Below are 14,641 nucleotides of genomic sequence, written 5' to 3' on the forward strand. Positions count from 1 at the left end.
TCACTCCTCCCGTGATGGGTGCTGCCCGGCTTCGTGGCGCTTCTGCTGGCGACCGAGTTCGCGCACCGTCATCAGGCTCACCCCGACCAGCACCCCGAGGGCACCGCCGATGAGGCCGGTGGCGGTGGGCGACATGTGCCCCCCCTCCTGAATGGCTACGTCGGGTTTCTCCACCCGCGGGGTCGGATTTTCGACCTTGGCGAGCTGGAAGATCCCCTTGCTGAAACCCACCCCCTGTTCGTTGCAGCCATAGCAGGGATGGCCTATGCCCACCGGCCAGATGCCGCCACCCACGTCGCAGAACTCCAGGGTCGAGCAGTTGCCATAGGTCTCGGGTCCCTTGCAGCCGAGGTGATAGAGACACCAGCCCTGACGGTGGCCCTCGTCGCCGAACTCCTTGGCAAAGCGTCCCGCATCGAAGTGCGGGCGACGCTCGCAGTTCTCGTGGATGAGGCGCTCATAGGCAAACAGCGGGCGCTTCTTGGCATCCAGCGCCGGCAACTTGCCGTAGGTGATGTAGTAGGCGACCGTGGTGAGGAAGTTGTGGGGGTTGGGCGGGCAACCTGGAATATTGATGATGGGGGTGCCGATATTGCCGAGGGCCTCCTCCAGGCTGACGGCGCCGGTCGGGTTGCCACCGCTGGCGGGCACACCGCCCCAGGCAGAGCAGGAACCGATGGCGATGACGGCAGCCGCATCGGCAGCCGCACGGCGAATGTGATCGACTATGGGTTCACCGGCCACCATGCAGTAGACGCCCCCATCTTTCAATGGAATGGAGCCGTCCACCACCAGCACATACTTGCCCTTGTAGCGCTCGATGGCGTTGCGCTTGTTCTCTTCCGCCTGATGGCCAAAGGCCGCCGAGAGCACCTCGTGGTACTCCAGCGAAATGGTGTTGAGGATCAGGTTTTCTATGGTGGGGTGGGTTGAGCGCAGCAGTGACTCGGTGCAACCCGTGCACTCCTGCGCGCCAATCCAGATCACCGGTGGCCGCTCGGGGCTGGTGAGCGCCATGGCCATCTTGGCCACGGCATTCTGGCTTAATCCCAGGGTTGCGGCCATCCCGGCGCACAATTTCATAAAGTCACGGCGATTAATTCCATGAGCCGATAAAAAATTATCCTCGACCATTCTTCTTATTCCCGTTAGTGAGCACTTGTTTGATAAATGCTTAATAGCGGAAATGCTAAGGACTCCCCTCCCCTCCCGTGTTGATCTCCATCAAGCTGCGGGACATTATCCGGATATATAACTCATCATCATTAATTTAAAAAAACCATATGCAGCATGTAGTTAGGCAACACTGCAATGAGCCAGAAAAATACCCATAAAGGGTTATTTTTATGGTTTTATGAATTAACAACATAAAAATCATTCGTTAATTCGTGATGTTAAATAATCAGAATGAAAGCGTTGTCACACTATTTTCCAGGCCACTGATGTTATCAGCCATGAGTGATAGCCAGAAAAGAAAGAGGCCGATAAAATATACCTTTATTATTTGTGATCATATATGTAAACAACAAGAATAGACTTGCCAATGATATTTATTATCAGCTGTCGTTCCGTCAATATCGTGCTCATGGCAGCGCTCATTCAACTGCCTTTTATTTGGGCAAAACCGCACTACGGCCAGGAGCCTTTTCCTCGTTTCCACCCCTCGCCTCACACCTAGCCCCCATATGAGATTGCACAATCAGTGCCAAGTGTCTCCCAAGTATGGTTGCAATATAAAAAATCTCTCCAACATCAGACTCTTGAACAACAATTATCACTGAGGCCCAGAGCTGGCCTCGCCCCTGCGCTGGGGCCCACTCCTGATGTAGCGTCGAGAGGATGACTTATGGGCAAGACCATACTGGTGGTGGATGATTCCGTCGGGATCAGGGCGGCCATCACCATGACGCTCAGCAGCGCCGGTTTTGACGTGATAGAAGCAGGGGATGGCGAGGCCGCCCTCATCCAGCTGGACAACCAACGCGTACACCTCATTATTTCAGACCTCAACATGCCCGGCATGGATGGCATGACGCTGCTCAGACGGGTCAAGGCGCAGCAGACGACCCGCTACCTCCCCTTCATCATGCTGACCACGGAAGACTCCGACCAGATCAAGCGAGAGGGATTCGAGGCCGGCGCCCGGGTCTGGCTGACCAAGCCGTTCGAGCCGCTCAAGCTGCTCGATGATGTCTACAAGGTGGTGCAACCATGATCCGGGAGCGACTGTCATGAGCCTGGAACTCGATACCCGGCACACGCCCCCCACCGCCACCCTGAGCGGTGAACTGAGCATAATGACGCTGGGGGATCTGCAGGACGATCTGTTCGGCCTGCTCAACTTTGCCGACCTGAACCTGGACTTGAACCCGCTGGAGGTGCTCGACGGCTGTGGCGCCCAGCTCATCGCCATCTTGCAGCAGGAAGCAAGCCAGCAGAGCAAGCGGCTGCGGCTGCTGGCGAGCGATGAGTGTGTCGCCCACGAGGTATTGACCGAGCTGGGGTTGTGGGCAGACGTAGGCTCAGAGGGGGCGATTCATGGACATCAATAAGGCCCGCGCCCTCTTTTTCGAAGAGGCCTATGAGCAATGCGACAACCTGGAACATGCCCTGCTGGATCGTGAGAGCTATCCGGCCCACCCCGACACCTACAACCTGATGTTTCGCACCGCCCACACCATCAAGGGTTCGGCGGGCATGTTGGGGCTGACCATGCTGGTGCGCTTCGCCCATGCCATGGAAAACATGCTGGAGCGGCTGCGCAGCGGCGAGATAGCGCTGGATGAACACCTGATCAACCTGTTGCTGGCCTGCAACGATCAACTGCGCGATCTGTTGCAGGGCGCCGAACATAATCCCGAACTGCAGCAGACCGAGACCCAGCAGATCCTGGCCCTGCTCTCCCAGTTGCAGGGTCACCAGACCCTGCCCAGCGAGCCGCTGGCCATGCCCTCGCCGGCTCCCGTCGCCTCGCAGGATCTGCGCCCCTGGCACCTCTCCTTGCGCTTCTATCCGGCCCTGTATCAGGATGGCTTCGACCTGCTTGCCTTCATCCGCTACCTGGCCAATCTGGGACGGATCCACTTCATCCAGCCGGTCTGGCACGAGTGGCCACCGCTGCAACTGCTCGATCCCACAGAATGTTTTCTCGGCTACGAGATAGGCCTGCTCAGTGCCGAGCCCAGAGAACGGATCCTGGGCACCTTCGATTTTGTCGCCCACGCCAGCCTCATCAGCGTGCTCACGCCGCATCAGGATCTGGCGCTGTTTGCCGAGCAGGGCCAACGGCTGGCGGCATGGCGGGATGAACCGCTCTCGGCCCAACTGCAACGCTGGGTGGCCGCTCAGGCACTGACCGAAGCGGAAGCCGCCCGCATCGCGAGCGGTGACTTGTCGAGTGCCGCCACGACGCCGACACCAACAGAGCCCGAGCCGGCCCCCATCCCCGCCCCCCTGGTTCAGGCCAAGCCGCAGCTGCGCGCCGAAGGGCACTACATCCGGATCGAGGCGGCCAAGCTGGATCGCCTGATCAACCGGGTCGGCGAGCTGGTGATCGCCACCTCGGCCACCACACTGCAGGCCAGGCTCAGGGGGGATGCGGAGCTCATCGAATCAGTCGCCACCGTCAACACCCTGGTGGAGGGGATACGTGACGATGCCCTGACCCTGCGCATGGTGCCCATCAACGAGATCTTCAACCGTTTCCCGCGACTGGTGCACGAACTCTCCCAGCAGACGGGCAAGGAGATCCAGCTGCAGATCCGCAACGCCGACACCGACATCGACAAATCCATGGTCGAGAAACTGACCGATCCCCTGATGCACCTGGTGCGCAATGCCGCCGATCACGGCCTCGAAGATCAGGCACTTCGGCTGGCGGCCGGCAAGCCGGCGCAAGGGGTGATCACCCTGAACGCCTACCATGACGCCGGTGCCGTTGTGGTGGAGGTGAGCGATGACGGCCGGGGCATAGATCGCGACAAGATCCTCGCCAAGGCCCACGCCCAGGGCATGGTGCCGGAGGGCAAGGTGTTCGGTGAGCAGGAGATCTTCCAGCTGCTGTTCCTGCCGGGGTTCTCGACTGCCGCCGATGTCAGCGATCTCTCGGGGCGCGGGGTCGGGCTTGACGTGGTCAAGCGCAATCTGGACTTTCTGCGCGGTGAAACCACCATAGAGAGTCGGCTGGGTGCAGGCACCACCTTCCGGCTCAGGCTGCCCCTGACCCTGGCCATCATAGACGGCTTCCGGATTGAGGTGGATCACGCCTCCCTGGTGATCCCCCTCGACATGATGGTCGAGTGCATCGACCTGCCGCCGGATGCCCTGCACAGCCAGAGTCGCCAGATCAACGTGCGCGGGGAGTGGGTTCCCTTCATCGCCCTGCGCGAACTGTTTGCCCTGCCGGCGGCGACCGAACCCGAGTTCGTGGTGATGGTCGATTACGCCGACAACCGCGCCGGTATCGTGGTGGATCGCCTGATAGGGGAAGTGCAGGCGGTGATCAAGCCGCTGGGAGACTTGTTCAAATCCCTGCGTTACGTCAGCGGCTCCACCATTCTGGGCAATGGCCAGCCGGCGCTGATCCTCGACGTACCCCAACTCATTCAGCTGGCGTGGCGGCGGGAGCAACACTTGCTCCATCAGCAGGCCGACGTCCTGTTCACCATCAGGCATTGACCACAGACCACACTGTCACTGACAGGATTCACGGAGTAGAGCCATGGACTGGTTTCACAACTTGCAAGTCAGAACAAAGCTGGTGTTCTCGTTTTCCATTCTCATGCTGTTGCTGGGCGTGCTGACGCTCACCAGCTACTCCTCCACCAAGGAGATGGCAACGCTGGTCGAGAACATGCATGCCAATCAGCTCGTCCCCATCAAGGATCTGGCCAACGCCAATATACAGGCCATATACACGAGTCGGGCCCTCTATCGTTATGTGCTTGAAAGCAATGAAAAAACAAGAAAAGAAAATGAAAACAACATGTTGCGCTATGAAAGCAAGATGAATGAACTGATCGACAAGTACCGCAAAACCTCCCTCACCCAGCCAGAAATAGATCTGTTGGCTCGCTTTGACCAGGCATGGGCAATTTACAAACCCATAGCCGACAGCATCATACGGACTGTGCAATCCGATGCGGGGGACAATCTCAATAACCAGAAAGCCGCCATCATGCTGACCGAACAGGGGCGACCGGCGTTCAATGTTGCTGACGATCTTCTCACCAACCTGGTCAACCTGAATGACAAACTCGCCACCCAGTCATTAGCCGACAGCAAAATCGTTTATGGGGACAATCTGCAGATCATGATCGCCATCGCCTGCAGCGCCTTTCTTATCTGCTTCGTGCTGGCCCTGCTGGTGACCCGCAGCATATTGCGCCAGCTGGGAGGAGATCCTTCCTATACGGTGCAGGTGGTAGCCCGCGTCGCCGACGGCGATCTCTCCACCCCTGTGCTGCTCAGAGCCGACGACACCAGCAGCCTGCTTTACGCTATCAAGAGCATGGCCCACCGCCTCTCCGATACCCTCAACGAGGTGGGTGCCATGTCGGAGGCGATAGGCTCGGCCTCCGAGCAGGTCGCCGCCACCGCCAATGCCCTCTCCCAGACGTCGTCCGAACTCGCCTCCAGCGTCGAGCAGACCAGCGCCTCGGTCGAGGAGATGACGGCGACAGTGAGCCAGAATGCCGACAACGCCAGGGTGACCGAGAACATCTCCACCAAGGCCGCCAGCAGCGCCACCGACAGTGGCAAGGCAGTTGGCGAGATGGTCCACGCCATGAAGGAGATAGCCTCGCGCATCACAGTCATCAATGACATCGCCAACAAGACGGATCTGCTGGCCATCAATGCCGCCATCGAGGCGGCCAGGGCCGGTGAGCACGGCAAGGGCTTTGCCACCGTCGCCGCCGAGGTGAGAAAGCTGGCGGAGCGGTCACAAACCGCCGCCAAGGAGATCGGCGAGCTGGCGGGTCGCTCCGTCAGCGTGGCCGAGCAGGCGGGTTCGTTGCTGCGCGAGATGCTGCCCGGCATCGATCAGACCGCCACCCTGGTGCAGGAGATAGCCTCCGCCTCCCGCGAGCAGCGGGCCAGCGTCTCCCAGATCAACATAGCCGTGACCCAGATAAGCGATGGCATGCAGGCCTCGGCCGCCTCGGCGGAAGAGCTCAGTTCCACCTCGGAAGAGCTCAGCTCCACCGCCCTGCAACTGCAGGAGCTGATGCAGCAGTTCACACTCAGGGGGGGCAACAACCGCCAACCCCATCCCTTGCACAGTGCCACCTACTCCGCCGCCAGACGCATCAAGCCGAAGAAGGGACCAGCTCGTCAGCAGCCCTTCCACGAAGAGGATCTGGAGCGGGAAATCGACGATGGCAAGTTCACCAACTATTAGGAGCAGGCCGATGAGAGATACCTTTGCTCCTGCTGCCACGGCTTCCCATTTTCACTGCGTCACCTTCATGCTGGGAGGGGAGCTGTATGGGGTCGACATAGGCTGCATCCGTGAAATCATCGAGTTCGAAGGCATGACCCCGGTCCCCATGATGCCGCGCTTCGTGCGGGGCATCATCAACCTGCGCGGCGCCGTGGTACCGGTGATCGATCTCTCCATCCGCTTTGGCAGAGATCAGACCCCGCTGCTGCACACCACCTGCGTCGCGATCCTCTCCCTGCCCAACAGCAATGGGGAGGAGCAGGAGATCGGCATGCTGCTGGATGCGGTGTGCGAGGTGCTGGAGATCCGAACCGACACCATAGAGCAGGCCCCGACCTTCGGCACCCACATCCGGGGCGACTTCATTCAGGGGGTGGTCACCATAGATCAGCGGTTTGCCATCCTGCTCGACATGCACAAGGCGCTCTCCATCACAGAGCTGAGCGCCATGGCCGAGGCCGCCACCGGCCAGCTGTTCTCGCAAGAGCAAGGCGGATGAACATGGCGGCGCCGCTGTTCACGCCAGAGCTGGTCCCGACCCTCAGTCAGAGCGAATTTGATCTGTTTCGACGCTTCATCCTCAACACGGCGGGCATAGATCTCGCCCCCTGCAAGCGGGCGCTGGTGCAATCCAGACTCGCCAAGCGGCTGCGGGCGTTGCAGCTCACCAGCTATCAAGCCTATTGGGAGCGGATAAACCAGCCCCTCGATCCCCAGGAACGCCAGCTTGCCATCAATCTGCTGTCGACCAACGAGACCTATTTTTTTCGCGAGGCCCAGCACTTCAGCTGGCTGAAACACCATGCCGAGCAGCTGCTCGCCAGTCGCAGCCAGCCGCTTCGCGTCTGGTCAGCGGCCTGCTCCACCGGCGAGGAGGCTTACTCCGCCGCCATGGTGCTGGCCGAACAGCTCGGCATCAACGAACGCTGGAGCATTCATGGCACCGACATCAATACCCGCGTCATTCCCTTTGCCCGGCGTGCCATCTATTCGGTCGAGCGGGCCCGCCATGTGCCACCCCATCTGTGGCTGCGCTACTTTCAGCGCGGTCACGACGAATACGCGGGCAAGATCCGGGTCAAGCCGGCGCTCGCCAGAAAAGTCGCCTTCGCCAACCTCAACCTGCTGTCGTGCGGCGAGTATCAGGAGCGCAATTTCGATGTGATTTTGCTCAGGAATGTCCTCATCTACTTCAACGACACCACCAAGGCCCGCGTCCTGACCCAGCTCTGCCAGCTGTTGAGACCCGGTGGCTATCTGCTGGTCGGGCACTCAGAGGTCATTCGCCAACAGGACCTTTCTCTGGTGCAGGAGGCCCCTTCCCGCTATCACCATCTGCCAGCAAAGGATGCGCCATGACAATACGGGTATTGATCGTCGACGACTCGGCCCTGGTGCGGGAAGTGCTGACCCAGATGCTGAGCAAGGCTGCGGACATAGAGGTCATTGGCGCCGCCTTCGACCCCATCTTCGCCATGCAGCAGATGAAGAAGTGCTGGCCCGATGTCATCATCCTCGACATAGAGATGCCGCGCATGGACGGGCTGACTTTCCTCAAGAAGATCATGGCCGAGCGCCCGACCCCCGTCATCATCTGCTCCTCCCTGACCGAGGAGGGCGCCATGATCACCCTGGAGGCCCTCTCGGCGGGGGCCATCTCCATCGTCACCAAGCCCAGCGTGGGCATCAAGAGCTTCCTGCAGCAGTCGACCAACGACTTCATCCAGGAGATACGAGGTGCCGTCAGTGCCAAGCTGCGCAATCTGCTGCCCGCGACCAATCAGATTGCGGTCGTCCCGCGCCACAATGCCGATGAGATGCTCTCCCCCCCGGCCGGTCGGATCTCATTTCGCACCACGGAGAAGATCATCGCGCTAGGCACCTCCACCGGCGGCACCCAGGCACTGGAGTACCTGCTCTCCCGCCTGCCGGCCAGTTGCCCTGGGCTGGCCATAGTGCAGCACATGCCGGCCCGCTTTACCGCCTCCTTCGCCGAGCGGCTCAACAGCCTCTCCCAGCTGGAGGTAAAGGAAGCCGCCACCGGCGATCGCCTGCTGCCGGGCGTCGCCATCATAGCCCCGGGCGGCAAGCACCTGCTGATCCAGCGCAGCGGCACCCAGTATCTGGCCGAGGTGAAAGAAGGCCCGCCAGTCTCCCGCCACTGCCCGTCGGTGGACGTGCTGTTTCGCTCGGTGGCTGTGAGCGCGGGCAGCAATGCGCTCGGCATCATCATGACCGGCATGGGGGACGACGGTGCCCGGGGCATGAAAGAGCTGCACGACACAGGGGCCCGCACCATAGCGCAGGATGAAAGCAGTTGCGTGGTGTTTGGCATGCCCAAGGAGGCCATAGCCCATGGCGGCGTGGACGAAGTCATGTCACTCACCCACATCACCCAGACGCTCAGCCGTCCGGATCAGCGAGGCGTGTAATTATGTCGTTGGAAAAATGGCAAGGACGCAGTGCTATGGTGGTGGATGACTCCCGCACCCAGCAGTATGAGGTGACCTGCCTGTTGCAGGAGCTGGGGTTTGGCCACGTTCATGTGGCTCAGGATGGTCAGGATGCACTGAACAAGTTGCAGCAACTGGAGCACATAGACGAGCGCATCGATCTGCTGCTGACCGACCTCAACATGCCGGGCATGGACGGGGTGGAGCTCATCAGCAACCTGGAGAAAAATACCCACTACCGGATGTTTGTGGCCGTGATGAGCGGAGTGGAGCGGGATGTGCTGGACGTGATCCACGCCATTGCCGATGCGGGTACCCTGGAGGTGATAGGCGTGCTGTCCAAGCCGCTCAAACAGAGCGACCTGCGCAACATGCTGCAGCATTGCGATCCCCTGGTGCACAGGGAGAACAAGAAGTGGATGCAGCTCGCCTTCACCGCCGACGATGTGCAACAGGCGCTGGACAACCGGCAACTGGTGCCCTTTCTGCAACCCAAGATCACGATGGCGGATTCGCGCCTCTATGGCTTTGAGGCCCTGGTGCGCTGGCTCCATCCCGAACACGGCGTGATCCCGCCCGTCTGTTTCGTCCACCATCTGGAAGAGGGGCAATTGGCGCTGGATTTCTTTTATCACTTCCTGCACGCCACCTGTGATGCGCTCACGACACTGGCCAGCCTGCCCGGCCCCATCAGCTGCTCGATCAATTTGCCGGTGAGCCTGCTGCTCACGGATAAATTGGTCGAGAACATGATTGCCGTCGTGCAGGAGCATCAACTGCCCTGCAACGCCATCATTATTGAAGTCACCGAAACCACCTTCATGTCCAATCTCTCCATGTCATTGGGCACCCTGGCCCGTTTGCGGCTCAGGGGGTTTGGCGTCGCAATGGATGATTATGGCACCGGCTACTCCTCCATGAAGCAGTTATCCCGCTGCCCCTTCACCGAGATCAAGATAGATAAAGAATTTGTCCACGACGCCCATAGCAGCCCGAAGAAGCTGGCTATATTGACCTCAGCCATCGTCATGAGCCAGAAGCTCGGGCTCAAGACGGTGGCCGAAGGGGTTGAAAGCGAAGAGGACTGGCGGCAACTGGCCCTGCTGGGCTGTGAACTGGCCCAGGGCTATTACGTCAGTCGTCCCTTGCCTGTGGCACAGATAGCGTCCTGGTTTGCCGAATGGCAAGCCAGGGTGACATGAAGGGTGAAATAACAAGGATGCAGAAACGATATTGTGGTGCTCACCCGGCCAGGGGTGAGATGACAAGAGAGCAGTCGTAATCTCGCTGCAGGGAACGCAAATAAAACAAGCATGAGGCTACCATGAGCAACCTACTTCGCCAGATCTCCATCAAGACGCGGCTTATCGTCTCTTTTCTGTTGCTGAACCTCATCCTGATCGGGGTGGGGCTCTACGGCAAACAGAATACCGCCACCGTCAACGACATGCTCAATGACATGTATCTCAACATTCTGACCCCCATCACAGATGTCTCCAACGCCAATATGCAGGCCATCTACCATAACCGTTCGCTGTTTGACTATGTCATCGAGCCCACTCCTGCGGGGATGGACAAGATCGCCAGCCAGATGGATGGCTACGAACAGAAGATGAATGCCCTGCTGAATAAATACCGGGCAACCCAAACCTCCGATCAGGAAAAATCCGTGTTGACGGAGGTGGACAGAGCCTGGCCGATTTACAAGGAAGCGGCGAAAAAAACCATGACGGCAAGCGCAGCCAATGACAACGACACCGCCATCAAGCTGATGAAGGGGGAAGCCGCCGCCAGCTTCCAGGTGGTCGACGACCTGCTCAGCAAGCTGGTGGACATCAATCAGGGGCTCGGCAAGAAGGCTTATGATGACAGCGACGTGATCGTCACCGATATCACCACCGCCACCTACACCATACTCGCCGGATCCGTCATGCTCTCCCTGTTGCTGGGCTGGCTGCTCAGCAGCAGCATCAATCTGCCCTTGCTCGCCATCATGAGCGAGCTGAAGCAGCTGGCGCAAGGGCATCTCACGGCGCAGGACAGTGCGGAAGGCAACGACGAGCTGACCCAGATGCAGCAAGCCATGAGCAGCACCCGCCACAGCCTGCGCGACATCGTCTCGACCATGCAGCGCGCCGCCGAAGGGTTGACCGCCAGCTCCTCCCAGCTGGTCGCCGCCGCCCAGCAGGTCAACACCAGCTCCCAGCAACAGTCGCTGGCGACCGCCAACACAGCCGCATCGGTAGAAGAGCTGACCACCTCGGTCTCCCAGCTCTCCTCCTTCGCCAACCAGGCCAACAGCGTGGTGATGCAGTCGGGGGAGATTGCCCATTCGGGTGAAGAGCAGGTCAAGCACGCCTCGCAAGAGGTGCTCAAGGTCACCACGGCCGTCAACGACTCGGCCAAACAGGTGCAGGGGCTGTTCGATGACATCACCCGCATCAGCCAGATCTCGGTGATGATCCAGGGGGTGGCGGATCAGACCAACCTGCTGGCACTCAACGCCGCCATCGAGGCCGCCCGGGCCGGTGACATGGGCCGTGGCTTTGCCGTGGTGGCCGACGAGGTGCGCACCCTGGCGGCGCGGACGACCCAGGCGACGCAAGAGATCAACGAGATGCTCAAGTCGATCCAGCAGGGGGCCACAGGCGCGGTCAAGGGAATGAATGCCTGTGCCGACAGCATGAGCAGGGTGCGAGAAACCACCGACAGCTCCAGCGATACCATGGCCCAGGTGGATCAGAGTTCCCGCAAGGTGGTGGGCCTCATCCAGGAGATCAGCTCCATGCTCCATGAGCAGGCCGCCGCCAGCCAGCTGATCGCCCAGTCGGTCGAGGAGATCACCCAGATGTCGCTGGAGAACGTATCCGCCGCCGAGAGCGTCAACCACGATGCCTCCCAGCTGACCGACATCATCCACCAGCTCAACCAGGGCATAGGTTTCTTCAAGGTGTAACAGGCCAGCAAGGGCTGCCATCCCGGCAGCCCTGCTTTTCCCCCTCCCCTGCGCCTTCATCCGGCCCGTCTCGGCCCCCAATCCGTGTCAAACCCCATCAATCCGAGCCGGATCCTGCCGCCAACTCACTGAAAAACCCACATAAACCCCTGCCTTTTGGCGGGTCATAACCAGTGATAAATATCGCGTGATAGGGAGCAAGACAAAGCATTGGGAAGCACATTTATACAGAGGAATATCCCGTATTCAGGCCATTAATGCGCTCCCATTCGCCACGTAATTTACCAAATAAAAAACAACTGATAACATAATCGTACATTTTAAAGCATATAAACAAACATCCGCTGCGTGCTCCAGCGACCCGACACAAGGCACCCAAGCCAGCGGGTCAAGATTGAGACGAACAGCCAACCCAGATCCTCATCGAGCAGACACCCGATCCCATGATGAACACAGTTACGGCCAGCATCGATGTCGATGCGCTCCATCACAATTTTGCCGTCGTGCGACGTCACGCCCCCCACAGCAAGATCATCGCGGTCCTCAAGGCCAACGCCTATGGTCATGGTCTGCTGCAGGTCGCCAACACCCTGGTCCAGGCGGATGCATATGCGGTGGCGCGACTCGAAGAGGCGCTGGTGCTGCGTGCCAATGCCATCACCAAACCCATTCTGGTGCTGGGTGGCTTCTTCTCGGCCGAGGCGCTGCCGCTGCTGGCGGAGCACAATCTAGAGACCACACTGCACACCTGGGATCAGCTGGCGCTGCTCGAACAGGCCAAGCTGCCCACTCCCATCAGGGTCTGGCTCAAGCTCGATACCGGGATGAACCGGCTGGGGGTGAGGGCGCAGGATCTGCCCGCCTTCATCGAACGACTGAGCCATTGCAGGAGCGTGGTACAACCATTCCATCTGATGACCCATTTCGGCCAGTCCGACGAGCAGGAGAACCAAGCCACCCAGCAGCAGATCGAGGCGTTCAACCTGCTCACCGCCCACCTGCCGGGCGAGCGGGCCATGGCCAACTCGGCGGGGATCCTGGCCTGGCCGGGTTCACGCAGCGACTGGATAAGACCTGGCATCATGCTCTATGGCGCCTCCCCCTTCGGAGGTCAGCTGGCCACCGATCATGGGCTGCGCCCCGTCATGACCCTCAAGAGCCAGCTCATCGCCATCAGAGAGTGCAAGCGGGGAGAATCGGTAGGATATGGCGCCCATTGGGTGGCCCAGCGCGACACCACCCTGGGGGTGGTCGCGGTCGGCTATGGCGACGGCTACCCGCGCATGGCTCCCGAGGGGACGCCCATGCTGGTCAATGGTCGCCGGGTGCCCATCGTCGGCCGGGTCTCCATGGACATGATCACGGTCGATCTCGGGCCACACGCCAGCGACCTGTGCGGGGATGAGGTCATCCTGTGGGGAGAGGGTCTGCCGGTGGAACAGGTGGCGGAGAAGATAGGGACTATCCCCTATGAACTGCTGACCCGCCTCACCTCCCGGGTGTTCGTCACGCTTGCCCAGCCCTGCGCCAATGCACAGTCGCTGGCTGACGCCGATATGCCCTCATATGCAGGCCACGCCCGGCGAGTCACGGCCTAGCACAGGCTCCCCCATCTCAACTCGGGAGAGATGAGGCATGGCGGCATCTAAAAAACACCCGGCGCAGCCGGACTGCGCCAGGTGTGACTAAGCCTCTGGTGGCTGAGGCGGGCTCACGCTGGCCAGCCGCTCCGACCCTGGGCGAGTTGCTCGACGCAGACCCCAGAATCTTGTCCTGGCTAGTCGATATCAAACCCGACCAGCGTCTGCGTGATCAAGGCGCCGGGCATCATGAGTTGCAGCCCCTCCGTCAGCTTCGGCGGCCCGGCATGGCGGAGCCTGTCCGCTTGCCGAGCCTGGATAGGGGTTGCACCAGCAAGCACTGGAGAAGCAAAAGGGCCTGTCTTTCGACAGGCCCTTTTGCTTTATTTGGCGGTGAGGGAGGGATTCGAACCCTCGATACGTTGCCGTATACACACTTTCCAGGCGTGCTCCTTCAGCCACTCGGACACCTCACCAATTTGTTTTAGTCATGTGCCGTTGCTTGCCAATACCATCGACTGGCAGCCACTTGGGCACATCACCAAATTTTGGTCTGTTGTTTAACGTGTTCAGCCAACACTGTGTTCACGGCGCTGTTGCGCTGGAACGGGGCGTAATTTAGGGGAAAGCCCCGCCGGCGTCAACGGCTTTTTTTGCCTGACGAATCGTTCGCACATTTAACGCACAAATCAGTGCACGCATTCCGGCGCGACCAGGATCTCGGGCAGGTTCAGGAAGCCAAGGCGCTCGCATTCGGACACCACTTCATGGGTCGCGGCCGTGGTGCTTTCGACAAACAGCAGGAACTGTTCCACTGAAAGACCCGCCTTGGTGAAGACGGTGTGGCCCACGATGAGGCGCGGCAGGTTGTCATCGATAATGTCGAGGAACACCTTGAGCGACGGGTACTGCATGTTGAGGCGACCCAGTTCGGCCATCAGCGGCAGCAGCGAGGAGGGACGTACTTCCAGCTCGGATGAAAACAGCAGCCCTTCCTCTTCGACAAAGATCCGGCTCTCCTGGATGCCGTCGACGGACTGCAGGGAGACAATGTGGATGCCATGACACTGATCGCAGACATAGTGCTCGATACGAGCCTGCTGCAACCAACGCATTATCATTTCAGAGCTGGGGATATTCATCATTTCCACGACACGATAAGGATCAAGGGGCGCAGTCTAAACCAATTTTCCGGCAACCAAAAGTGCAG

At 59.9% G+C, this 14,641-nt stretch carries 12 protein-coding genes and 1 tRNA gene; 10 read left to right on the forward strand and 3 right to left on the reverse strand.

Translation table 11 applies throughout. The features are described from left to right. Positions 1-1,134, reverse strand: a complete 1,134-nt coding sequence (hybO, locus tag ACM3N8_RS02465) for a hydrogenase 2 small subunit (RefSeq protein WP_043136597.1) — start codon at positions 1,132-1,134, stop codon at positions 1-3. Between the two features lie 712 nt (positions 1,135-1,846). On the opposite strand from hybO, the gene ACM3N8_RS02470 reads away from it, so the two are divergent. The 10 genes from ACM3N8_RS02470 to alr all read left to right on the forward strand — a co-directional run bounded on the left by ACM3N8_RS02470 (position 1,847) and on the right by alr (position 13,449). Beyond that, on the forward strand, positions 1,847-2,215 hold the full coding sequence (locus ACM3N8_RS02470) for a response regulator (protein WP_042871385.1): 369 nt from the start codon (positions 1,847-1,849) through the stop codon (positions 2,213-2,215). Positions 2,216-2,231: 16 nt separating this feature from the next. Further along, positions 2,232-2,552, forward strand: a complete 321-nt coding sequence (locus ACM3N8_RS02475) for an STAS domain-containing protein (protein ID WP_098984280.1) — start codon at positions 2,232-2,234, stop codon at positions 2,550-2,552. Continuing rightward, a complete protein-coding gene (locus ACM3N8_RS02480; RefSeq protein WP_290016816.1) occupies positions 2,539-4,677 on the forward strand; it encodes a chemotaxis protein CheA in 2,139 nt (712 codons plus the stop codon). The genes ACM3N8_RS02475 and ACM3N8_RS02480 overlap by 14 nt, the downstream gene beginning before the upstream one ends. A 43-nt stretch (positions 4,678-4,720) precedes the next feature. Further along, complete coding sequence (locus ACM3N8_RS02485; RefSeq protein ID WP_290016817.1) at positions 4,721-6,400, forward strand: methyl-accepting chemotaxis protein; 1,680 nt, start codon at positions 4,721-4,723, stop codon at positions 6,398-6,400. A 10-nt stretch (positions 6,401-6,410) separates the two neighbouring features. After that, a complete protein-coding gene (locus ACM3N8_RS02490) occupies positions 6,411-6,941 on the forward strand; it encodes a chemotaxis protein CheW (protein ID WP_416015410.1) in 531 nt (176 codons plus the stop codon). Further along, positions 6,938-7,801 carry a CheR family methyltransferase gene (locus ACM3N8_RS02495; RefSeq protein ID WP_416015411.1) on the forward strand — a complete coding sequence of 288 codons (864 nt, stop codon included), beginning with the start codon at positions 6,938-6,940 and terminating at the stop codon, positions 7,799-7,801. Before ACM3N8_RS02490 ends, ACM3N8_RS02495 begins: the two co-directional genes overlap by 4 nt. Then, positions 7,798-8,874: a protein-glutamate methylesterase/protein-glutamine glutaminase gene (locus tag ACM3N8_RS02500; RefSeq protein ID WP_416015412.1), complete on the forward strand. Its 1,077-nt coding sequence runs from the start codon at positions 7,798-7,800 to the stop codon at positions 8,872-8,874. The genes ACM3N8_RS02495 and ACM3N8_RS02500 overlap by 4 nt, the downstream gene beginning before the upstream one ends. A gap of 2 nt (positions 8,875-8,876) precedes the next feature. Then, entirely contained in the window at positions 8,877-10,097 is a 1,221-nt protein-coding gene (locus ACM3N8_RS02505) for an EAL domain-containing protein (protein WP_416015413.1), read from the forward strand. A gap of 122 nt (positions 10,098-10,219) precedes the next feature. Then, positions 10,220-11,851: a methyl-accepting chemotaxis protein gene (locus ACM3N8_RS02510; RefSeq protein ID WP_290016821.1), complete on the forward strand. Its 1,632-nt coding sequence runs from the start codon at positions 10,220-10,222 to the stop codon at positions 11,849-11,851. Between the two features lie 443 nt (positions 11,852-12,294). After that, complete coding sequence (gene alr / locus ACM3N8_RS02515; RefSeq protein WP_290016822.1) at positions 12,295-13,449, forward strand: alanine racemase; 1,155 nt, start codon at positions 12,295-12,297, stop codon at positions 13,447-13,449. Between the two features lie 370 nt (positions 13,450-13,819). Here the strand turns inward: alr and ACM3N8_RS02520 are convergent. Continuing rightward, positions 13,820-13,907 (reverse strand) — tRNA-Ser (locus ACM3N8_RS02520). Between the two features lie 213 nt (positions 13,908-14,120). After that, positions 14,121-14,576, reverse strand: coding sequence for a YbjN domain-containing protein (locus tag ACM3N8_RS02525; RefSeq protein ID WP_084214039.1), 456 nt, complete (start codon positions 14,574-14,576; stop codon positions 14,121-14,123). Positions 14,577-14,641 lie beyond the last annotated feature (65 nt).

The organism is Aeromonas sp. A04, assembly GCF_047780465.1.
Classification (GTDB): Bacteria; Pseudomonadota; Gammaproteobacteria; order Enterobacterales; family Aeromonadaceae; genus Aeromonas; species Aeromonas bestiarum.